This window comes from Mesorhizobium sp. M1D.F.Ca.ET.231.01.1.1 (assembly GCF_003999155.2).
Classification (GTDB): domain Bacteria; phylum Pseudomonadota; class Alphaproteobacteria; order Rhizobiales; family Rhizobiaceae; genus Mesorhizobium.
On sequence record NZ_RZOZ02000004.1, the window covers coordinates 237,745 to 250,552 of the forward strand.

The window sequence follows — 12,808 nt, forward strand, 5'->3', positions numbered from 1 at the left end:
TGCCAGCCCATTGAAGGGTTTCGCGTAAGCCGCCACGCTTTCATTCGCAGCGCACGGTGACCATGCCCTGATAGTTACCGGCCGGAAAGATACCCGGCGACTTGGTGGCGGTGAGGTCGACCTGGATGGTGTGGGTGCCGTTGATCACCCGCTGCGGCGAGCTGCCCGGGATGTCCGTGCCCGAGCCGTCGAGCCGGAAGACGGTGTCAAAGGTGACGTTCGTGTCGCCGCCGCTCGGCGCCGAGCTGAATGCGATCGGTGGCGGAGCCGACACAGAATAGCAGTCGAGCAGGTTGAGGATCGTGCACAGAAGCGAGCTTGCGGTGATGGTGGCGCCGGCGCTCGACCCGCCCGCCTGCCTGGAGCCGAAGATGTTGATCGCCGGGTTCGCTTTCATCGTTCCCGAGGCGCCGATCACAATGGTGCAGCTGCCGACGATCGCCGCCTGGGCCGGCAGGCAGAGGCCAGCAAGCACTGCCGCCGCGATCAGCGCGCGGCTATTTCTTCTTCTTTTTCCTGTCATTGCCGGTTGTGCCTCTGATGCTCCAGCCTTCGTTGGCCCATCCAGTTGATGCGGCGGTGGTGGCGGCCGCGGGGGCGGGGGCAGCCACGCTCCCCGTCTGGCCGTCGGCGCCGAGGCCCATCTTGAGGAGCTTCAACTCGAGCTGCAGACGCTCGACCTCGAGTTCGTAAAGGCGACTGCAATCGACGCGCTTCGGTGTCCGCCCGATCGGGACCACCACGCGGCCGTAAGTGGCGACGTCGCTGTTCGACTGGCTGTTGCTGTTGCCGCGGATGACGCCAACATCCAGATAGGCGCCGCTGCCGGAAACGGCCGAGCGGCAGGTCGTGCCATCGGAAGCATGAACCTCGTCCTGGCCCTGGGGCAGGGTGACGCCGGGCAAGGTGAAACCCGTCTGGTTCTGGTTCAGGTTCAGGATATCCTCGGCAAACCCCTGACTGGCGACCGCCAAGGCGGGCAGCAGGGCAAGCGTCAGAACCTGCGATGCCCGAAGAACTTTCCGCATATCTGTGCCCTTATCTGCGTCTGCTCGCTTGGAAAGGGGATACTCTCGGTACAGATACGCACTTTACGCTCGTTGGCGCCGTCGAACGGGACGACCACCAGAACCGGACGCGACGCCTGGCCGGCCAGGAGGAAGGCGCTCGGCGTGATCCTGGCGTCGATCGGCTGGAAATCCTGGTCATAGACATGAATCTCGACGCGTATGCGCCGGTCGTAGGGGTTGCCGGGGAAGACCCGCACCGCGAAGGCGTCGGTGAAGGACCTCACCTCGCCCCGCATCGGCGTCATCGACTGGCCCGTCGCAGCGATGGGCGACAGCACGGCGATCAGCCCCGCCGCCAGGATTCCAATCGTTCTCAAGGACGGCTCCTTTCGCGAGAGGGCTATTCGCAGCGCAGCGTCACGGTTGCCTGGTAGTTGCCGGCGGAGAAGCGGTTCGTGCCGCTCTTGGTGCCGGCAAGATTGACCGCCACCGTCGATGTGCCCGGTACCGTCAGCGCCGTCGCGGTGCCGGTCTCTGCAATGGTCTGCGCGCCGGAGGTGGCGAAGGTCGGGGTCCATGTCGTGGCCGTGGTGTCCGCGGCAGGCACCGTGGTGGTGGTGACCGGATCGACGCTGAGCGTGACGCCGCCGGTGGTATCGACCTGGGCGCTGCCGGCCGAACCGCCGGCATTGTGGGAGCTCAGCGACTGGAGATTGCTGCTGACGGTCATCGTGCCGTTGGAGTTGATCGTGATCGTGCAGGTGGCGGTGATAGTGCCATTGAACAGCACGTTCCCGGTGGCTGCCGACGCAGCCTGGCCGGTGCAGGCGGCCAGCAGGCTCGCGGCCACCACGGCGCGAAAGAACTTCATTGGGGGACCCCTCTTTCGAGCCGGAGAGTGCGGCTCAATATAGAGGCATCATCCCTTTGGCATGGTTAATTTAGCGTTAAGTGGAATAACAACGGCAAGCAACTTGCAATATAACCGGCGAAACCAGAGGTTGTCTCCGGTTGCATTCCGCAGACATACCGGACGGTTTGTTTCGATTATACTTGCTTATATTCCGATCCACGGTTTTTCGCAATGGTGGGCGGAAAAATCGAGGTTTCAGGACGCCGCCTGTCCCGCTTCCCAGCCGAGGATGGCGCGCTTGCGCGTCAGGCCCCAGTGGTAGCCCGTCAGGGCGCCGGACTTGCCGAGCGCGCGATGGCAAGGAACGACGAAGGACATCGGATTGGCGCCGACGGCCGCGCCGACGGCCCGGCTGGCGCTGGGATGGCCGATGCTTGCCGCGATCGAGGAATAGGTGGAGGCCTTGCCCATCGGGATGCGCAGCAGCGCCTCCCAGACGCGCAGCTGGAAATCGGTGCCGATCATCACCACGCGCAGCGGCTGGTCGGCACGCCAGAGCGTCGGATCGAAGACGCGCGCGGCGTAGGGCTGGGTGGCCGACATATCCTCAACGTAGCTGGCGTTCGGCCAGCGGCCGGACATGTCGGCGAAGGCGGCCCGCTCGCCGCCGGCATCGCAGAAGGCGAGGCCGGCGAGCCCACGGTCGGTCACCATGATGAGCGCGATGCCGAAGGGCGAGATGTGGTAGCCATAGCTGATGGTGAGGCCGGCGCCGCGGGTCTTGTAGTCGCCGGGCGACATCGCCTCATGGGTGACGAAGAGGTCGTGCAGCCGGCCGGGGCCGGACATGCCGAGCTCGAACGAGGTTTCCAGCAGCGGCATGCCGGAATCGAGCAACCTGCGGGCATGGTCAAGCGTCACGGCCTGCAGGAAAGCCTTGGGCGAAAGGCCGGCCCAGCGCGTGAACAGTTTCTGCAGGCCGGTCGGGGTCTCGCCGACGGCTTCGGCCAGGGTCTCGAGCGAGGGCTGGTCGCGATAGTCGAGGCTGATCTTCTCGATGGCGCGGCGCACGACTTCGTAGTCGCTGCCTTCGGGCGTGATGTCTTTCTGCAGGATCGCTGACGGTTTCATCCGGGTATTCACGGTCATCTGAGCGTTCATGGCAATATCTCCCATGGCAATATCTCGTTGACCGCGAATATCGGTCTTCCGGCGCTTCGCAACCACCCGAAACTTGCCTCGCGCAAGGTCGGCAGGCTGTTGCGTTGTCGGTTCTGAAACGCCGGGTTCAGCGCGCCTTGGCGGTCGCCAGCGCGCGCGAAAAGGCAGTCGCGAAACTTTCGCGGGAGCCGGGGTCGAGGAAAGACCCGATCGAGACGCTCCTGCCTTGCGCTTCGACCGCCATCCGGGTGATGCCGATCTCGGCGTGGCGGGCGATCGAAAACCGGGTCCAGAACGGGTTGAAGCGATGATCCTCGAAACGGCCCGACGGCGCCGTCTTGCGGATGTCGAGACGCGTGCGCGAAACCGATATTTCCTCGCGGGCGCGTGCAGCGCGATAGTTGATGCGGAAGGCGACATAGACGCCAATCACATCCAATCCGAAGAAGCCGAAGACCGGCCATGCGCCATGAGCCAGGAAGATCGCGCCGGTGACTGCCCAACCGAATATGAGGGCTCCCATCAGGATCAAAAAACCGGTCCGGCCAAGGGAACGATGCGGCGTCAGCAAAGCCTCGAAAATCGGCTTGTCGGCTTCGAACGAGGCGTTTGTGTCGCTCATGAGGGAATATTATAGGGAGGGAATGACGCTTCCCAAGTCCAAAAATTCCCCATCCGTCAAAAAGCCGTCAGCCTCCGCCTCAGGCGGCGGCGCGAAAGCAAAGGCGCCGTCGCGGAAGCGCGGGCCGCGCTCGCTCTATACTGCCGCCGAGGTGCATGAGATTTTCCGGCGCTTTTCCGTGCAGCGGCCGGAGCCGAAGGGCGAGCTCGACTACGTCAATCCCTTCACGCTGCTGATCGCGGTGGTGTTGTCGGCGCAGGCGACCGATGCCGGCGTCAACAAGGCGACGAAGCCGCTGTTTGCGGCGGCCGATACGCCGCAGAAGATGCTGGCGCTCGGCGAGGCCAAGGTCGGCGACTATATCCGCACCATCGGGCTTTGGCGCAACAAGGCCAAGAACGTGATCGCGCTCTCAAAGGCGCTGATCGACGACCATGCCGGCAAGGTGCCGGAGGACCGCGACGAGCTGGTCAAGCTGCCGGGCGTCGGGCGCAAGACTGCCAATGTCGTGCTCAACGTCGCCTTCGGCCAGCATACGATGGCGGTCGACACGCATATCTTCCGCATCGGCAATCGGATCGGGCTGGCGCCCGGCAAGACGCCGGAACAGGTCGAGCAGGGTCTCCTGAAGGTCATCCCGGACGAATATATGCGCCACGCGCATCACTGGCTGATCCTGCATGGACGCTATGTCTGCAAGGCGCGCAAGCCGGACTGCCCGGCCTGCGTGATCGCCGACATCTGCAAATCCAGGGAAAAGACCACCGACGTGCCGGCGCCGCTGGTGCCGATCGCCCCGCTGCAGGAGACGCTTGCGGAGGTTCAATAGCCGTAGCAGCGCGCCATGGCCGCGGCAAAGACAGGAATGAGCAGGAAGATGAAGCCCTCGGCGCGGACATAGTTCCTCACCGAGGCGAGTTCGGACGCCGGCACCGAGAAAGAGGGATTGCCGCTCGCCTGCCTGCTCCATGAGATGAAGCGCATCGTGGGAACAATCGACAGCAGGCCCACGATGATGAAGGCCGCCATCTTTGCCCAGAACACCCAGTTGTAGACGTAGAACTCCCAGCCTTTCAGACCGAAGAACACCCTGCAGATGCCAACGATGACGATCAGCGCCGCGATGATGCCGTAGTGGCGGTCGATGCCGGCAAGGCGCTTGAGCGTCGCCGCTCCCAGGTCGCCGCGCACCAGCACGAACTCGGCGCCGATGATGCCGGCCAGCGAGAACACCAGAAGGTGATGGGCGATCGCCAGCAGAAGGTCGGTGGTTTCCATGGTTCTTCCTTTGGTCGAAGAGCGCGAGTGCTGAATCAGTCTTCAGCAATTGCAAAGTAGCATCGCGAGGCAGAATCCCATACGCGCAAGCTGACCATAAGCGTCGTTGACGCCATCTGCCGGCAGTCTATTGCTTTGAACCATGAGCCGACTGAAGCGCGCCCTCAATCCGATGCCTGAAGACGTTCGGGCCGTACTCGGGGAACGGGGACTTACGGCCGCCTATGATGCGCGGCCGGATTATCAGCGGAACGACTATCTCGGCTGGATCGCCCACGCCAAACGCCCTGATACGAGGCAGAAGCGGCTTGACCAGATGCTCGACGAGCTGGCGCTCGGCAGCGTTTACATGAACATGGCCTGGCGCGGCTGAAGCCGGTCCTCCGGCGTTTTGCCAGCCTTGCTCGCCTCTGGAAGATGGCTCCAGCCATCCTGGCCCTTGTTCGAACATGCTGGTTTGCTAAGCGCTTCCGCCTCAACAGAGGTGAATGGGCATGAGCATTAGAAGGGAAGCCGGCGTGCCGATCCTGGAGACGGCGCGGACCATCCTGCGGGCGCACCGGCTCGACGATTTCGAGACCTATGTCGCCATGTGGGCTGACCCCGGGGTCACCCGCTTCATCGGCGGCAAGCCGCGCACCCGCGAGGAAAGCTGGTTGCGCTTCCTGCGTCATGCCGGCCTCTGGTCGCTGCTTGGCTATGGGTTCTGGGCGATAGAGGACAAGGCGACAGGCCACTTCATCGGCGAGGCCGGGTTCCATGATCTGAAGCGCGAGATCGAGCCCTCGATCGAAGGTGTGCCGGAAGCCGGCTGGGCACTGGCGTCGACCGCACATGGCCAGGGACTGGCAAGCGAAGTCGTCGGCCGCATCGTCGCCTGGGGAGACGTGATGTTCGGGCGAGCCAGGACGGTCTGCATCATCGATCCCGACAACGGCGCTTCGCTCAAGGTGGCAGAGAAGAACGGCTATCGCGAAATCCTGCGGACCAGCTATCACGACAAGCCGACGATCCTGCTGGAGCGGTGGGCCGGAGGCGAGCCTGGAGCGTAGGTGCCAGGCGGGAGGGAACCGCGGGCCGCGTCAGCCGGCCTTGCGGCGCAACGTCTGCGCCAGATCCTCCCAGGCGTCCGCCTCCGCACCGCGATCGATCCGCCTACCGCGCAGGAACGTGGTCGCATCGAACGGCTGGGGTCTCGCGACTGCATAGCCCTGTGCGTGGTCCACACCGATCGTCCGCAAGGCCTCGATGATGCCCTGGCTTTCGACGAATTCGGCGATCGTGCGTTTTCCCGTCACCTTGCCGATGTGGTGGATCATCTCGACCATGGCGCGGTCGATCCGGTCGTCCAGCATGTCCTTGACGAAGCTGCCGTCGATCTTGAGGTAGTCAACCGGCAGGTGCTTCAGATAGGCGAAGGACGACATGCCGGAGCCGAAATCGTCGAGCGCGAAGCGGCAGCCGAGGCCGCGCAGGTCGGCGATGAAGCGCATCGCCTCGGTCAGGTTGGCAATGGCGCTGGTCTCGGTGATCTCCAGGCAGATCGTCCCGGGCGCGATGCCGTAGGCCGCGAACTGCTCGCGCATGAAGCCGAGGAAATTCTCGTCGCCGAAACTTGCGCCGGAGAGATTGATGGCGCAGGTGGATATCGGCGTGGCGCGCGGGTCGGCAATTCTGGCCGCCAGCGTTCTGAACGTGTTGCGCACGACCCAGCGGTCGATCGACGGCATCAGCCCGTAACGTTCCGCCGCCGGAATGAAGCTTTGCGGCGTGACGTAGTTGCCGTCCTCGCCGGTCAGCCTGAGAAGGATCTCGATATGAGCGCCCGCCTCGTCGATATTCTCGTTCAGTGGGCCAATTTCCTGCGCATGCAGCCTGAATTGGTCCTCCTCGAGGGCGGCATGCAGGCGCTGGACCCAGGCCATCTCGCCGAAGCGCTGGCGCAGCGCGCTGTCGCTGTCGCTGTGGCGCTGGACGCGGTTGCGTCCCTTTTCCTTGGCCATGTAGCAGGCGACATCGGCGGCGCGCAGCACCTCCTCCAGCGACATTCCGCTATCGGCGATCTCGACCATGCCGACGCTGACGCTGATGTTGAAGGGCCTGCCTTCCCAGGAAAAATGCAGATCCTGGACGGTGGCGCGCAGCCGCTCCGCCGTGGCGATGGCGGAACAGCTGTCGCAATCGAACAGCAGCACGCCGAACTCGTCGCCGCCGAGCCTGGCCAGAATGTCGCCGGTGGGCAATTCGCTCAGGAGCAATACGGAAATCTGGCGCAGCAGTTGATCGCCCGCTGCGTGGCCGCAGGTGTCGTTGACCAGCTTGAACTGGTCAAGGTCGAGATACATCAGCGCATGGACGCGCGGTTTTTCCGGCGGCTGGGAAATCGCGCCTGCAAGCCGGCTCTCGAAGTCGCGGCGATTGGTGAGACCGGTGAGCGCATCGTGCGACGCCTGCCATGACAGACGCTCGATGAAGTCCTGCTCGCGGGTCATGTCGTGCAGGGCGAGAACCGCGCCGACGATCTTGCCGGAGACGCTGAGCGGCGCGCCGTTGAGCGCGACAGGCACGACAGAGCGATCGGGGCGTTCCAGGAGTTGCGGCCGCACGTTGGAGCGGCGCGGCTCGCCGGCCAGGAGGCGCGGAATCAGGTCCGTTTCCTCCACCCCGCTATCCTTGTCGATCAACCTGAACAGCGAGGCGGCAGGCTTGCCCTTAGCGGCGCCGAGGGGGCAGGCGAGCAGGCGTTCGGCGACGGCATTCATGTAATCGAGCCGCCCCGCCGCATCGGTGCTGATGACCGCCTGGCCGATCGAGGCCAGCGTGACCTGGGCGCGTTCGCGCTCGGCGTTCAAGGCGCTGCGGAATGCCTGGCGCTGCGCCATCAGCTTGCGAGTGCGCCATACCGCCAGCAGGATAAGCAGAGCCGCGGTGACGAGGTTGGCTGCCGTGAGCGCCATCTTGATGAAGCGCGAGCCTTCGCCAAGGCTTTCGGAAAAGGCCTTGGACAGGGGGCCGATCCGGTGGTCGAGCTGGTGGATGTCGGCTTTCCAGGCGCTGATCTGCGCCTGCGAGGCTGCCCCCTGTTCGAGGCTTGCGTGCATGTCATCGCCGAGCCTGTCGATGGCGAGGATCATCTCGTCGGCCTCCGTCCAGCGGCGGATGGCGGCGTCGAGATAGCTCACGCCGCGGAAATTCTGGAACAGCCAGATCATGCCCGCAATGTCGTCGGCATGGTTGTTGCCGCCGAGGAAGCCCAATCGCGCGGCGCTCGTGTCGGGGTCGGTCCTTTCAAGCGCGAGCCTGGCCGAGCGATCGGCGAGCGGCACGGCAATGGCCTGGCGGTATTCGCGGAAATACTCCGGCTTGCCGGTGTCGGCATAGAGGCTGAGGAAATAGATGGCTTGCTTCTGGCCTTTCGACCATTGGCTCTCGCCGCCGACATAGGCGCGAACGGCCGACAGCGTGTAGAGGCTGAGACTGGCCACCAGTGCCTGGATAAGGACGACCACAATGAAAGGCCAGACCAGCCCGATGAGGCGCGGGCTGGCATCCGTCGATGAGAGCTTCATCGCATTCCCATGGAGCTTGCCGTAACCCCGTCGGCGTCTGTCCGGCCGGTTCATCCGTCGGTTGAGACGATGGTGTTCCCCTCATGTCTGCCGGCAATTGGCGACAGCAATCCAGATAGCGTGCCTGGCTTAACGGCCGATGAATTCGCGCAGTATTTATTTTCGAAATTCTTCGACAAGCAAGTTGCGGCTTACGCCGCGTCGTACGGATGTTTAAACGCTGAAATCGTCCGCGCGGCGGTATTCCGCGTCGAATATCCGGAGACTGCGATTTTCGCGAGCCCGCGAGCCATGCTCGCCAAAACGAACGACGATGGACGGACGCCCGGCAGGTTCCGTCGGTCAGCGTTTGGCCTTGGATCTGTTCAGGGCCGCCGCTGCACGCACGAGAGCCTTCAACGCTTCCTCGTCGATCTCCTCGCCTTCGCGAAAATCGATGGCGCGCCTTGTGTTGCCTTCGAGGCTGGAGTTGAAGAGGCGTAAGGGATCCGGCAGCGCCGCGCCCTTGGCGAAAGTCAGCTTGACGACCGCCTTGTAGGTCTCGCCGGTGCAGATCATGCCGGCGTCCTCCCAGACCGGCACGCCGCGCCATTTCCACTCTTCGCTGACATCAGGATCGGCCTGCTTGATCAAGGCGCGCAGCCGGCCAAGCATCTGGCCCCGCCAATCGCCCAATTCCGCGATACGGCCATCGATGAGTTCGGAAGGAGACTTGCTTCCCGGCGATCCGCTTTTCTCCATATCTGTTCTCCTCCCATGCTGGATAAATGGATCGCAATGGTGCCTCTTCAGGCGAAGCGCGCTTGATCGATAATTCGCCTACATTCGTTCGCCAGGCAATTGGCTTGCCTGTTTCACCCAGGAGACGAATTGCGCTTCGTCGAGCTGGTCGTCCTCATGGATATGAAAATAGCGCGTGTCCTTGCTCTTGGACTCTCCGGGCGGCACCGGCTTGAGCGACATGCCGCGAAGGAAGGCCACCTTGATGTATCTGGTGAAACAGTGAATGCCGAGAAACCAGCCTTCGCCTTCCATCCCGTAAAACGGCGAGTTCCATTTGACGGCCTTCTGGACGCCGGGAACGGCCTGCATGATGAGTTGGTCGAGCCGGCGTCCGACTTCGCTCTTCCAGCCCGGCATCGCCGCGATATAGGCTTGCACGGGAGCGTCGCCATAGCCCTTGGCGATCTGCGGGTTGCCGCCTGAAAGCAGCACGGGCTTCGCGCTCGAGCCGCCGGCGGCAACCTTCGGCGATTTCGCCTTCGCCATCAGGCCGATTCCACCCGCTCGCGCGCGCCGCGCCATCTTGCGGCATAGGGCAGCACGAACATGTAAAGGCCGCTGAACAGCAGCAGGAAAAGCGGCAGGAGCGGCGAATAGACCACCCAGGCGGGAGGCTCGCCCAATGCCATGGCGACGAAGTTGGCGATCACGGTCACGGTAAAGACGATCGACAGCCAGCGATGCAGCTGCCTGATCCACTTGCTCCAGTCCAATGCTGCCTCCTTTGAGAGAACCAATGAAACGTCTGCCTTACCAGCGCGCCAGCTGCGTGATCTGGATGAGATTGCCGCAGGTGTCGTTGAGCTGCGCGATGGTCGAGCCGGTCACCTCGGTCGGCGCCATGGCGAAGCTGCCGCCATTTGCCGTGATGCGCTCGTGGTCGCCCTTGATGTCGTCGGTGAACAGCATGAGCGCCGGCTGGCCCTGCTTGAAAATGGCCTGCTGGTAGATCCTTGCCGCCGGATTGTCGTTCAGCGCCAGCTGCAGCTCGGTGCCGTCCGGGTCTTCCGGCGAGGCGACCGTCAGCCAGCGAAACGGCCCGTTGGTGAAATCGGATTTCTTGGCGAAGCCCAGCACGTCGGTGTAGAAGCCAAGGGCCTTCTCCTGGTCGTCGACATAGATGCTTGTCAGCTTGATCTTCATGGCATGTCTCCATTGCTCGCGCCCGCAGGTTGCCACCCGCCAACAGTTTCCGCGTTTCTGAACCTTCGACGCGACCTCAGTCGATCCGCGCCAGCACCTCTTCCAGCGCCGCAAAGAACCTCGGCCAGCCAACGGTGGCACCCCGGAAATACGGCTCCTGATCTGTCCGGAAGCCTGTCTGCTCCATGCGCAGGTGGGTGCCGGTGCCTGTCGGGGTGAGCGTCCAGGTGACGACGCTCTCCAGATCCTTGGTGTCCCAGGTGTAGGACAGCGTCTTGTTGGGCTCGACGGTCTGGACTTGGCACTCGACGCCGCCCCAGTCGGCGCTCAGCTCGAAACGATGGTCCACGACCGGCTTGAAGTTGTTCTTCATCAGCCACTCCTCGATGAGATGCGGTTGGGTCAGCGCCCGCCAGATCTTTTCCGGCGGATAGGGAATCTCGCGCTCGACGACGACGCAGCGCGTTCCGGCCGGCATATCGTTCATTGATCCATCCTCTTCAGCAGATCCTCGAGATCATCGAACCGGCTTTCCCAAAACCCCGCCATCTCGCGCGTCCAATCCATCAGCGGCGCAAGCGCTGCAAGCTGCGCGCTGTAGTGGGTCTGCCGGCCCTCATGGCGGTCGCGCACCAGCCCGGCTTCCTTGAGCAGGCCGAGATGCTTCGACACCGCCGGCTGCGAGACACCGGCCTCGGCCGTCAGCGCCCCGACCGTCTGCTCGCCTTGACGGCACAGACGCTCAAAAATGGCGCGCCTCGTCGGATCGGCAAGCGTCCGGAAGAGCATATCGTGCGTGGCCGGCATCGGGATCGATAACTCGTTGGCTATTGATTGATCTATAACCATTGAGATATGTGTGAGTCAAGCGGAAGGGTGGAGCGGCATCCTCCTCACGGCTTTGTTGCGGACGCCGTCCCGTGCCGCAGCGTCTGGCTCATCGCTTCCAGAAATCGCGGTGCGGTGCGAGCAGCTCGTCCGCGATTTCCGGAAAGGGGCCGAAGACCTCGATCTTTTTCTGGCCGGAGCCGAGCACGGTGCGGGAAGCGAGGCTCATCGTCGGATTTTCCGCGTGGTCCCCGGTCAGCGCGAGAAGGTCGGTCTCCTCGAAGCCGTAGACCAGCCGGCCGATATTCGCCCAGTAGAGCGTTCCGGTGCACATCGCGCAGGGCTCGCCGGTCGAGACCAGCGTGCAGGTCCATAGAAACGCCGGCGAATAGGCAGCCGCCGCGCGTCGCGCGAGTTCGGTCTCGGCGTGATGCACGGTGTCGATATTGCCTTGGCGCATCAGGATCGCGTCGTCGGGGCCGACCAGAACCGCACCGAACGGATGATGCCCGTGAGTCGCCGCCTCGCGCGCGACGGCGTCGGCGGATCGGAGGTGGGCGAGCATCTGATCGCGGGTCATGGCAAAAACCTACCGCGCCGACGAGCGGCTTTCGAGCCGAGATTGCTGCCAGGGGACGCGATTGGCAAGAGCAACGGATAGAAAACCGCTTCGCGCTTTTGCTGGATTTGTTCAGTCGGCGGCGTCCGTGTCGAGGCTTGCCGCATCGAGCATCGACGCGTCCTCGCCGAAGGCGCGGGTGGCGCGGGCGGCCGCCTCGAGCAGCGGGCGCTTCATGCGCGTGAGGAAGGCGGCGTCGACCCGCGTGTTCGGCCCGGCGAGCGTCAGCGCGCCGAGCAGCGTCCGCCCGGGTCCGAAAATCGGAGCGGAGATGCCGGCCGTCTGCGGATCGCGGTCACCGATCGAAATGTAGCTGTAGGTTTTCCTAATCGTCTCGTAAGGCTCGCCCTCTTCACCCGAGAAGGCTGCAAGCACCCGGCCGCCGGAGCCCACCAGCAAAGGCAGCACGTCGCCTTCCCGGATCGTGTAGCGGATCGGATGCTTGGACTCGACCCGGTAGAGACAGGTGCGCACGTCGCCCGAGCGGACGTAGAAGGCGACGCTTTCCCAGCTCCGCTCGGAGAGATCGCGCATGATCGGCAGCAGGATATCCATCGCCACGACCGAGCGCTGGTAGAGCGCGCCGAGCCTGAAGGTGGCCGGCCCGATGCGGTAGCGCCCGTCTTCGAGCCGCTCCAGCAATTGCCCCCGCATCAGAGAGTTGGCAAGCCGCAGGATCGTGCTCTTGTAGAGGCCGGTGCGGGCCGCGATCTCGGCGAGGCCGAGCGACCGGTCTGCAATGGTGAAGGCGTCGAGGATGGCGATCGCGCGGTCGAGCGCGGCAACGCCATCGGCCGATTGCGGGCTGGTACGAGTGTCTGTCATCTCGGTGCAGATTTCATTGTGGCCGCCCTATCCGGGAGCGACATCGGACATGCGGATTTAGTCCGGTTCGTTGCGTTCTGTCCAGCAGAATGGCATTCCCGTTGACAGAACGCGGTA

General features: G+C 63.8%; 19 protein-coding genes. 3 read left to right on the plus strand and 16 right to left on the minus strand.

Annotated features, from left to right (window positions below; genetic code table 11):
• Window positions 1–40: 40 nt before the first annotated feature.
• The 6 genes from EN874_RS13715 to EN874_RS13740 form a co-directional block, all read right to left on the minus strand.
• On the minus strand, window positions 41–523 hold the full coding sequence (locus tag EN874_RS13715; protein ID WP_126087629.1) for a hypothetical protein: 483 nt from the start codon (window positions 521–523) through the stop codon (window positions 41–43).
• Complete coding sequence (locus tag EN874_RS13720) at window positions 498–1,028, minus strand: hypothetical protein (RefSeq protein WP_127425210.1); 531 nt, start codon at window positions 1,026–1,028, stop codon at window positions 498–500. The genes EN874_RS13715 and EN874_RS13720 overlap by 26 nt, the downstream gene beginning before the upstream one ends.
• Window positions 995–1,378, minus strand: a complete 384-nt coding sequence (locus tag EN874_RS13725) for a hypothetical protein (RefSeq protein WP_245513570.1) — start codon at window positions 1,376–1,378, stop codon at window positions 995–997. Before EN874_RS13725 ends, EN874_RS13720 begins: the two co-directional genes overlap by 34 nt.
• 32 nt (window positions 1,379–1,410) lie before the next feature.
• A complete protein-coding gene (locus EN874_RS13730) occupies window positions 1,411–1,881 on the minus strand; it encodes a hypothetical protein (RefSeq protein ID WP_127425212.1) in 471 nt (156 codons plus the stop codon).
• A 237-nt stretch (window positions 1,882–2,118) separates the two neighbouring features.
• The gene (locus EN874_RS13735) at window positions 2,119–3,024 is read right to left on the minus strand and encodes a bifunctional helix-turn-helix domain-containing protein/methylated-DNA--[protein]-cysteine S-methyltransferase (RefSeq protein WP_168247483.1); all 906 of its coding nucleotides are present in this window, start codon (window positions 3,022–3,024) and stop codon (window positions 2,119–2,121) included.
• 127 nt (window positions 3,025–3,151) lie between these two features.
• Window positions 3,152–3,646 (minus strand): DUF2244 domain-containing protein, encoded by a 495-nt coding sequence (locus EN874_RS13740; RefSeq protein WP_127425213.1) that lies wholly within the window; start codon window positions 3,644–3,646, stop codon window positions 3,152–3,154.
• 22 nt (window positions 3,647–3,668) lie between these two features.
• Here EN874_RS13740 and nth point away from each other — a divergent pair, with 22 nt between their 5' ends.
• Window positions 3,669–4,475 (plus strand): endonuclease III, encoded by an 807-nt coding sequence (nth, locus tag EN874_RS13745; protein ID WP_127425214.1) that lies wholly within the window; start codon window positions 3,669–3,671, stop codon window positions 4,473–4,475.
• On the opposite strand, the gene EN874_RS13750 is transcribed toward nth, so the two are convergent.
• Window positions 4,469–4,924: a DUF2214 family protein gene (locus tag EN874_RS13750; protein WP_127425215.1), complete on the minus strand. Its 456-nt coding sequence runs from the start codon at window positions 4,922–4,924 to the stop codon at window positions 4,469–4,471. The two genes, nth and EN874_RS13750, sit on opposite strands and share 7 nt — an antisense overlap.
• Window positions 4,925–5,066: 142 nt before the next feature.
• Between EN874_RS13750 and EN874_RS13755 the strand changes: the two genes are divergently transcribed.
• Together EN874_RS13755 and EN874_RS13760 are read left to right on the plus strand one after the other, a co-directional pair.
• On the plus strand, window positions 5,067–5,297 hold the full coding sequence (locus EN874_RS13755) for a YdeI/OmpD-associated family protein (protein ID WP_127425216.1): 231 nt from the start codon (window positions 5,067–5,069) through the stop codon (window positions 5,295–5,297).
• Window positions 5,298–5,412: 115 nt separating this feature from the next.
• The gene (locus EN874_RS13760) at window positions 5,413–5,976 is read left to right on the plus strand and encodes a GNAT family N-acetyltransferase (RefSeq protein WP_168247484.1); all 564 of its coding nucleotides are present in this window, start codon (window positions 5,413–5,415) and stop codon (window positions 5,974–5,976) included.
• Between the two features lie 30 nt (window positions 5,977–6,006).
• On the opposite strand, the gene EN874_RS13765 is transcribed toward EN874_RS13760, so the two are convergent.
• The 9 genes from EN874_RS13765 to EN874_RS13805 form a co-directional block, all read right to left on the minus strand.
• Complete coding sequence (locus EN874_RS13765) at window positions 6,007–8,493, minus strand: EAL domain-containing protein (RefSeq protein ID WP_127425218.1); 2,487 nt, start codon at window positions 8,491–8,493, stop codon at window positions 6,007–6,009.
• A 342-nt stretch (window positions 8,494–8,835) separates the two neighbouring features.
• Entirely contained in the window at window positions 8,836–9,234 is a 399-nt protein-coding gene (locus EN874_RS13770; RefSeq protein ID WP_127425219.1) for a DUF1801 domain-containing protein, read from the minus strand.
• 78 nt (window positions 9,235–9,312) lie between these two features.
• Complete coding sequence (locus EN874_RS13775) at window positions 9,313–9,762, minus strand: DUF1801 domain-containing protein (RefSeq protein ID WP_245513556.1); 450 nt, start codon at window positions 9,760–9,762, stop codon at window positions 9,313–9,315.
• A complete protein-coding gene (locus EN874_RS13780; protein ID WP_126087639.1) occupies window positions 9,762–9,989 on the minus strand; it encodes a hypothetical protein in 228 nt (75 codons plus the stop codon). Before EN874_RS13780 ends, EN874_RS13775 begins: the two co-directional genes overlap by 1 nt.
• Before the next feature lie 37 nt (window positions 9,990–10,026).
• A complete protein-coding gene (locus tag EN874_RS13785; protein WP_127425221.1) occupies window positions 10,027–10,419 on the minus strand; it encodes a VOC family protein in 393 nt (130 codons plus the stop codon).
• 76 nt (window positions 10,420–10,495) lie between these two features.
• Window positions 10,496–10,906 (minus strand): SRPBCC domain-containing protein, encoded by a 411-nt coding sequence (locus EN874_RS13790; RefSeq protein WP_127425222.1) that lies wholly within the window; start codon window positions 10,904–10,906, stop codon window positions 10,496–10,498.
• Window positions 10,903–11,226 carry a metalloregulator ArsR/SmtB family transcription factor gene (locus tag EN874_RS13795; protein ID WP_127425223.1) on the minus strand — a complete coding sequence of 108 codons (324 nt, stop codon included), beginning with the start codon at window positions 11,224–11,226 and terminating at the stop codon, window positions 10,903–10,905. The genes EN874_RS13790 and EN874_RS13795 overlap by 4 nt, the downstream gene beginning before the upstream one ends.
• A gap of 130 nt (window positions 11,227–11,356) precedes the next feature.
• A complete protein-coding gene (locus EN874_RS13800; RefSeq protein ID WP_127425224.1) occupies window positions 11,357–11,827 on the minus strand; it encodes a nucleoside deaminase in 471 nt (156 codons plus the stop codon).
• A 111-nt stretch (window positions 11,828–11,938) separates the two neighbouring features.
• Complete coding sequence (locus EN874_RS13805; RefSeq protein WP_127425225.1) at window positions 11,939–12,691, minus strand: IclR family transcriptional regulator; 753 nt, start codon at window positions 12,689–12,691, stop codon at window positions 11,939–11,941.
• Window positions 12,692–12,808 lie beyond the last annotated feature (117 nt).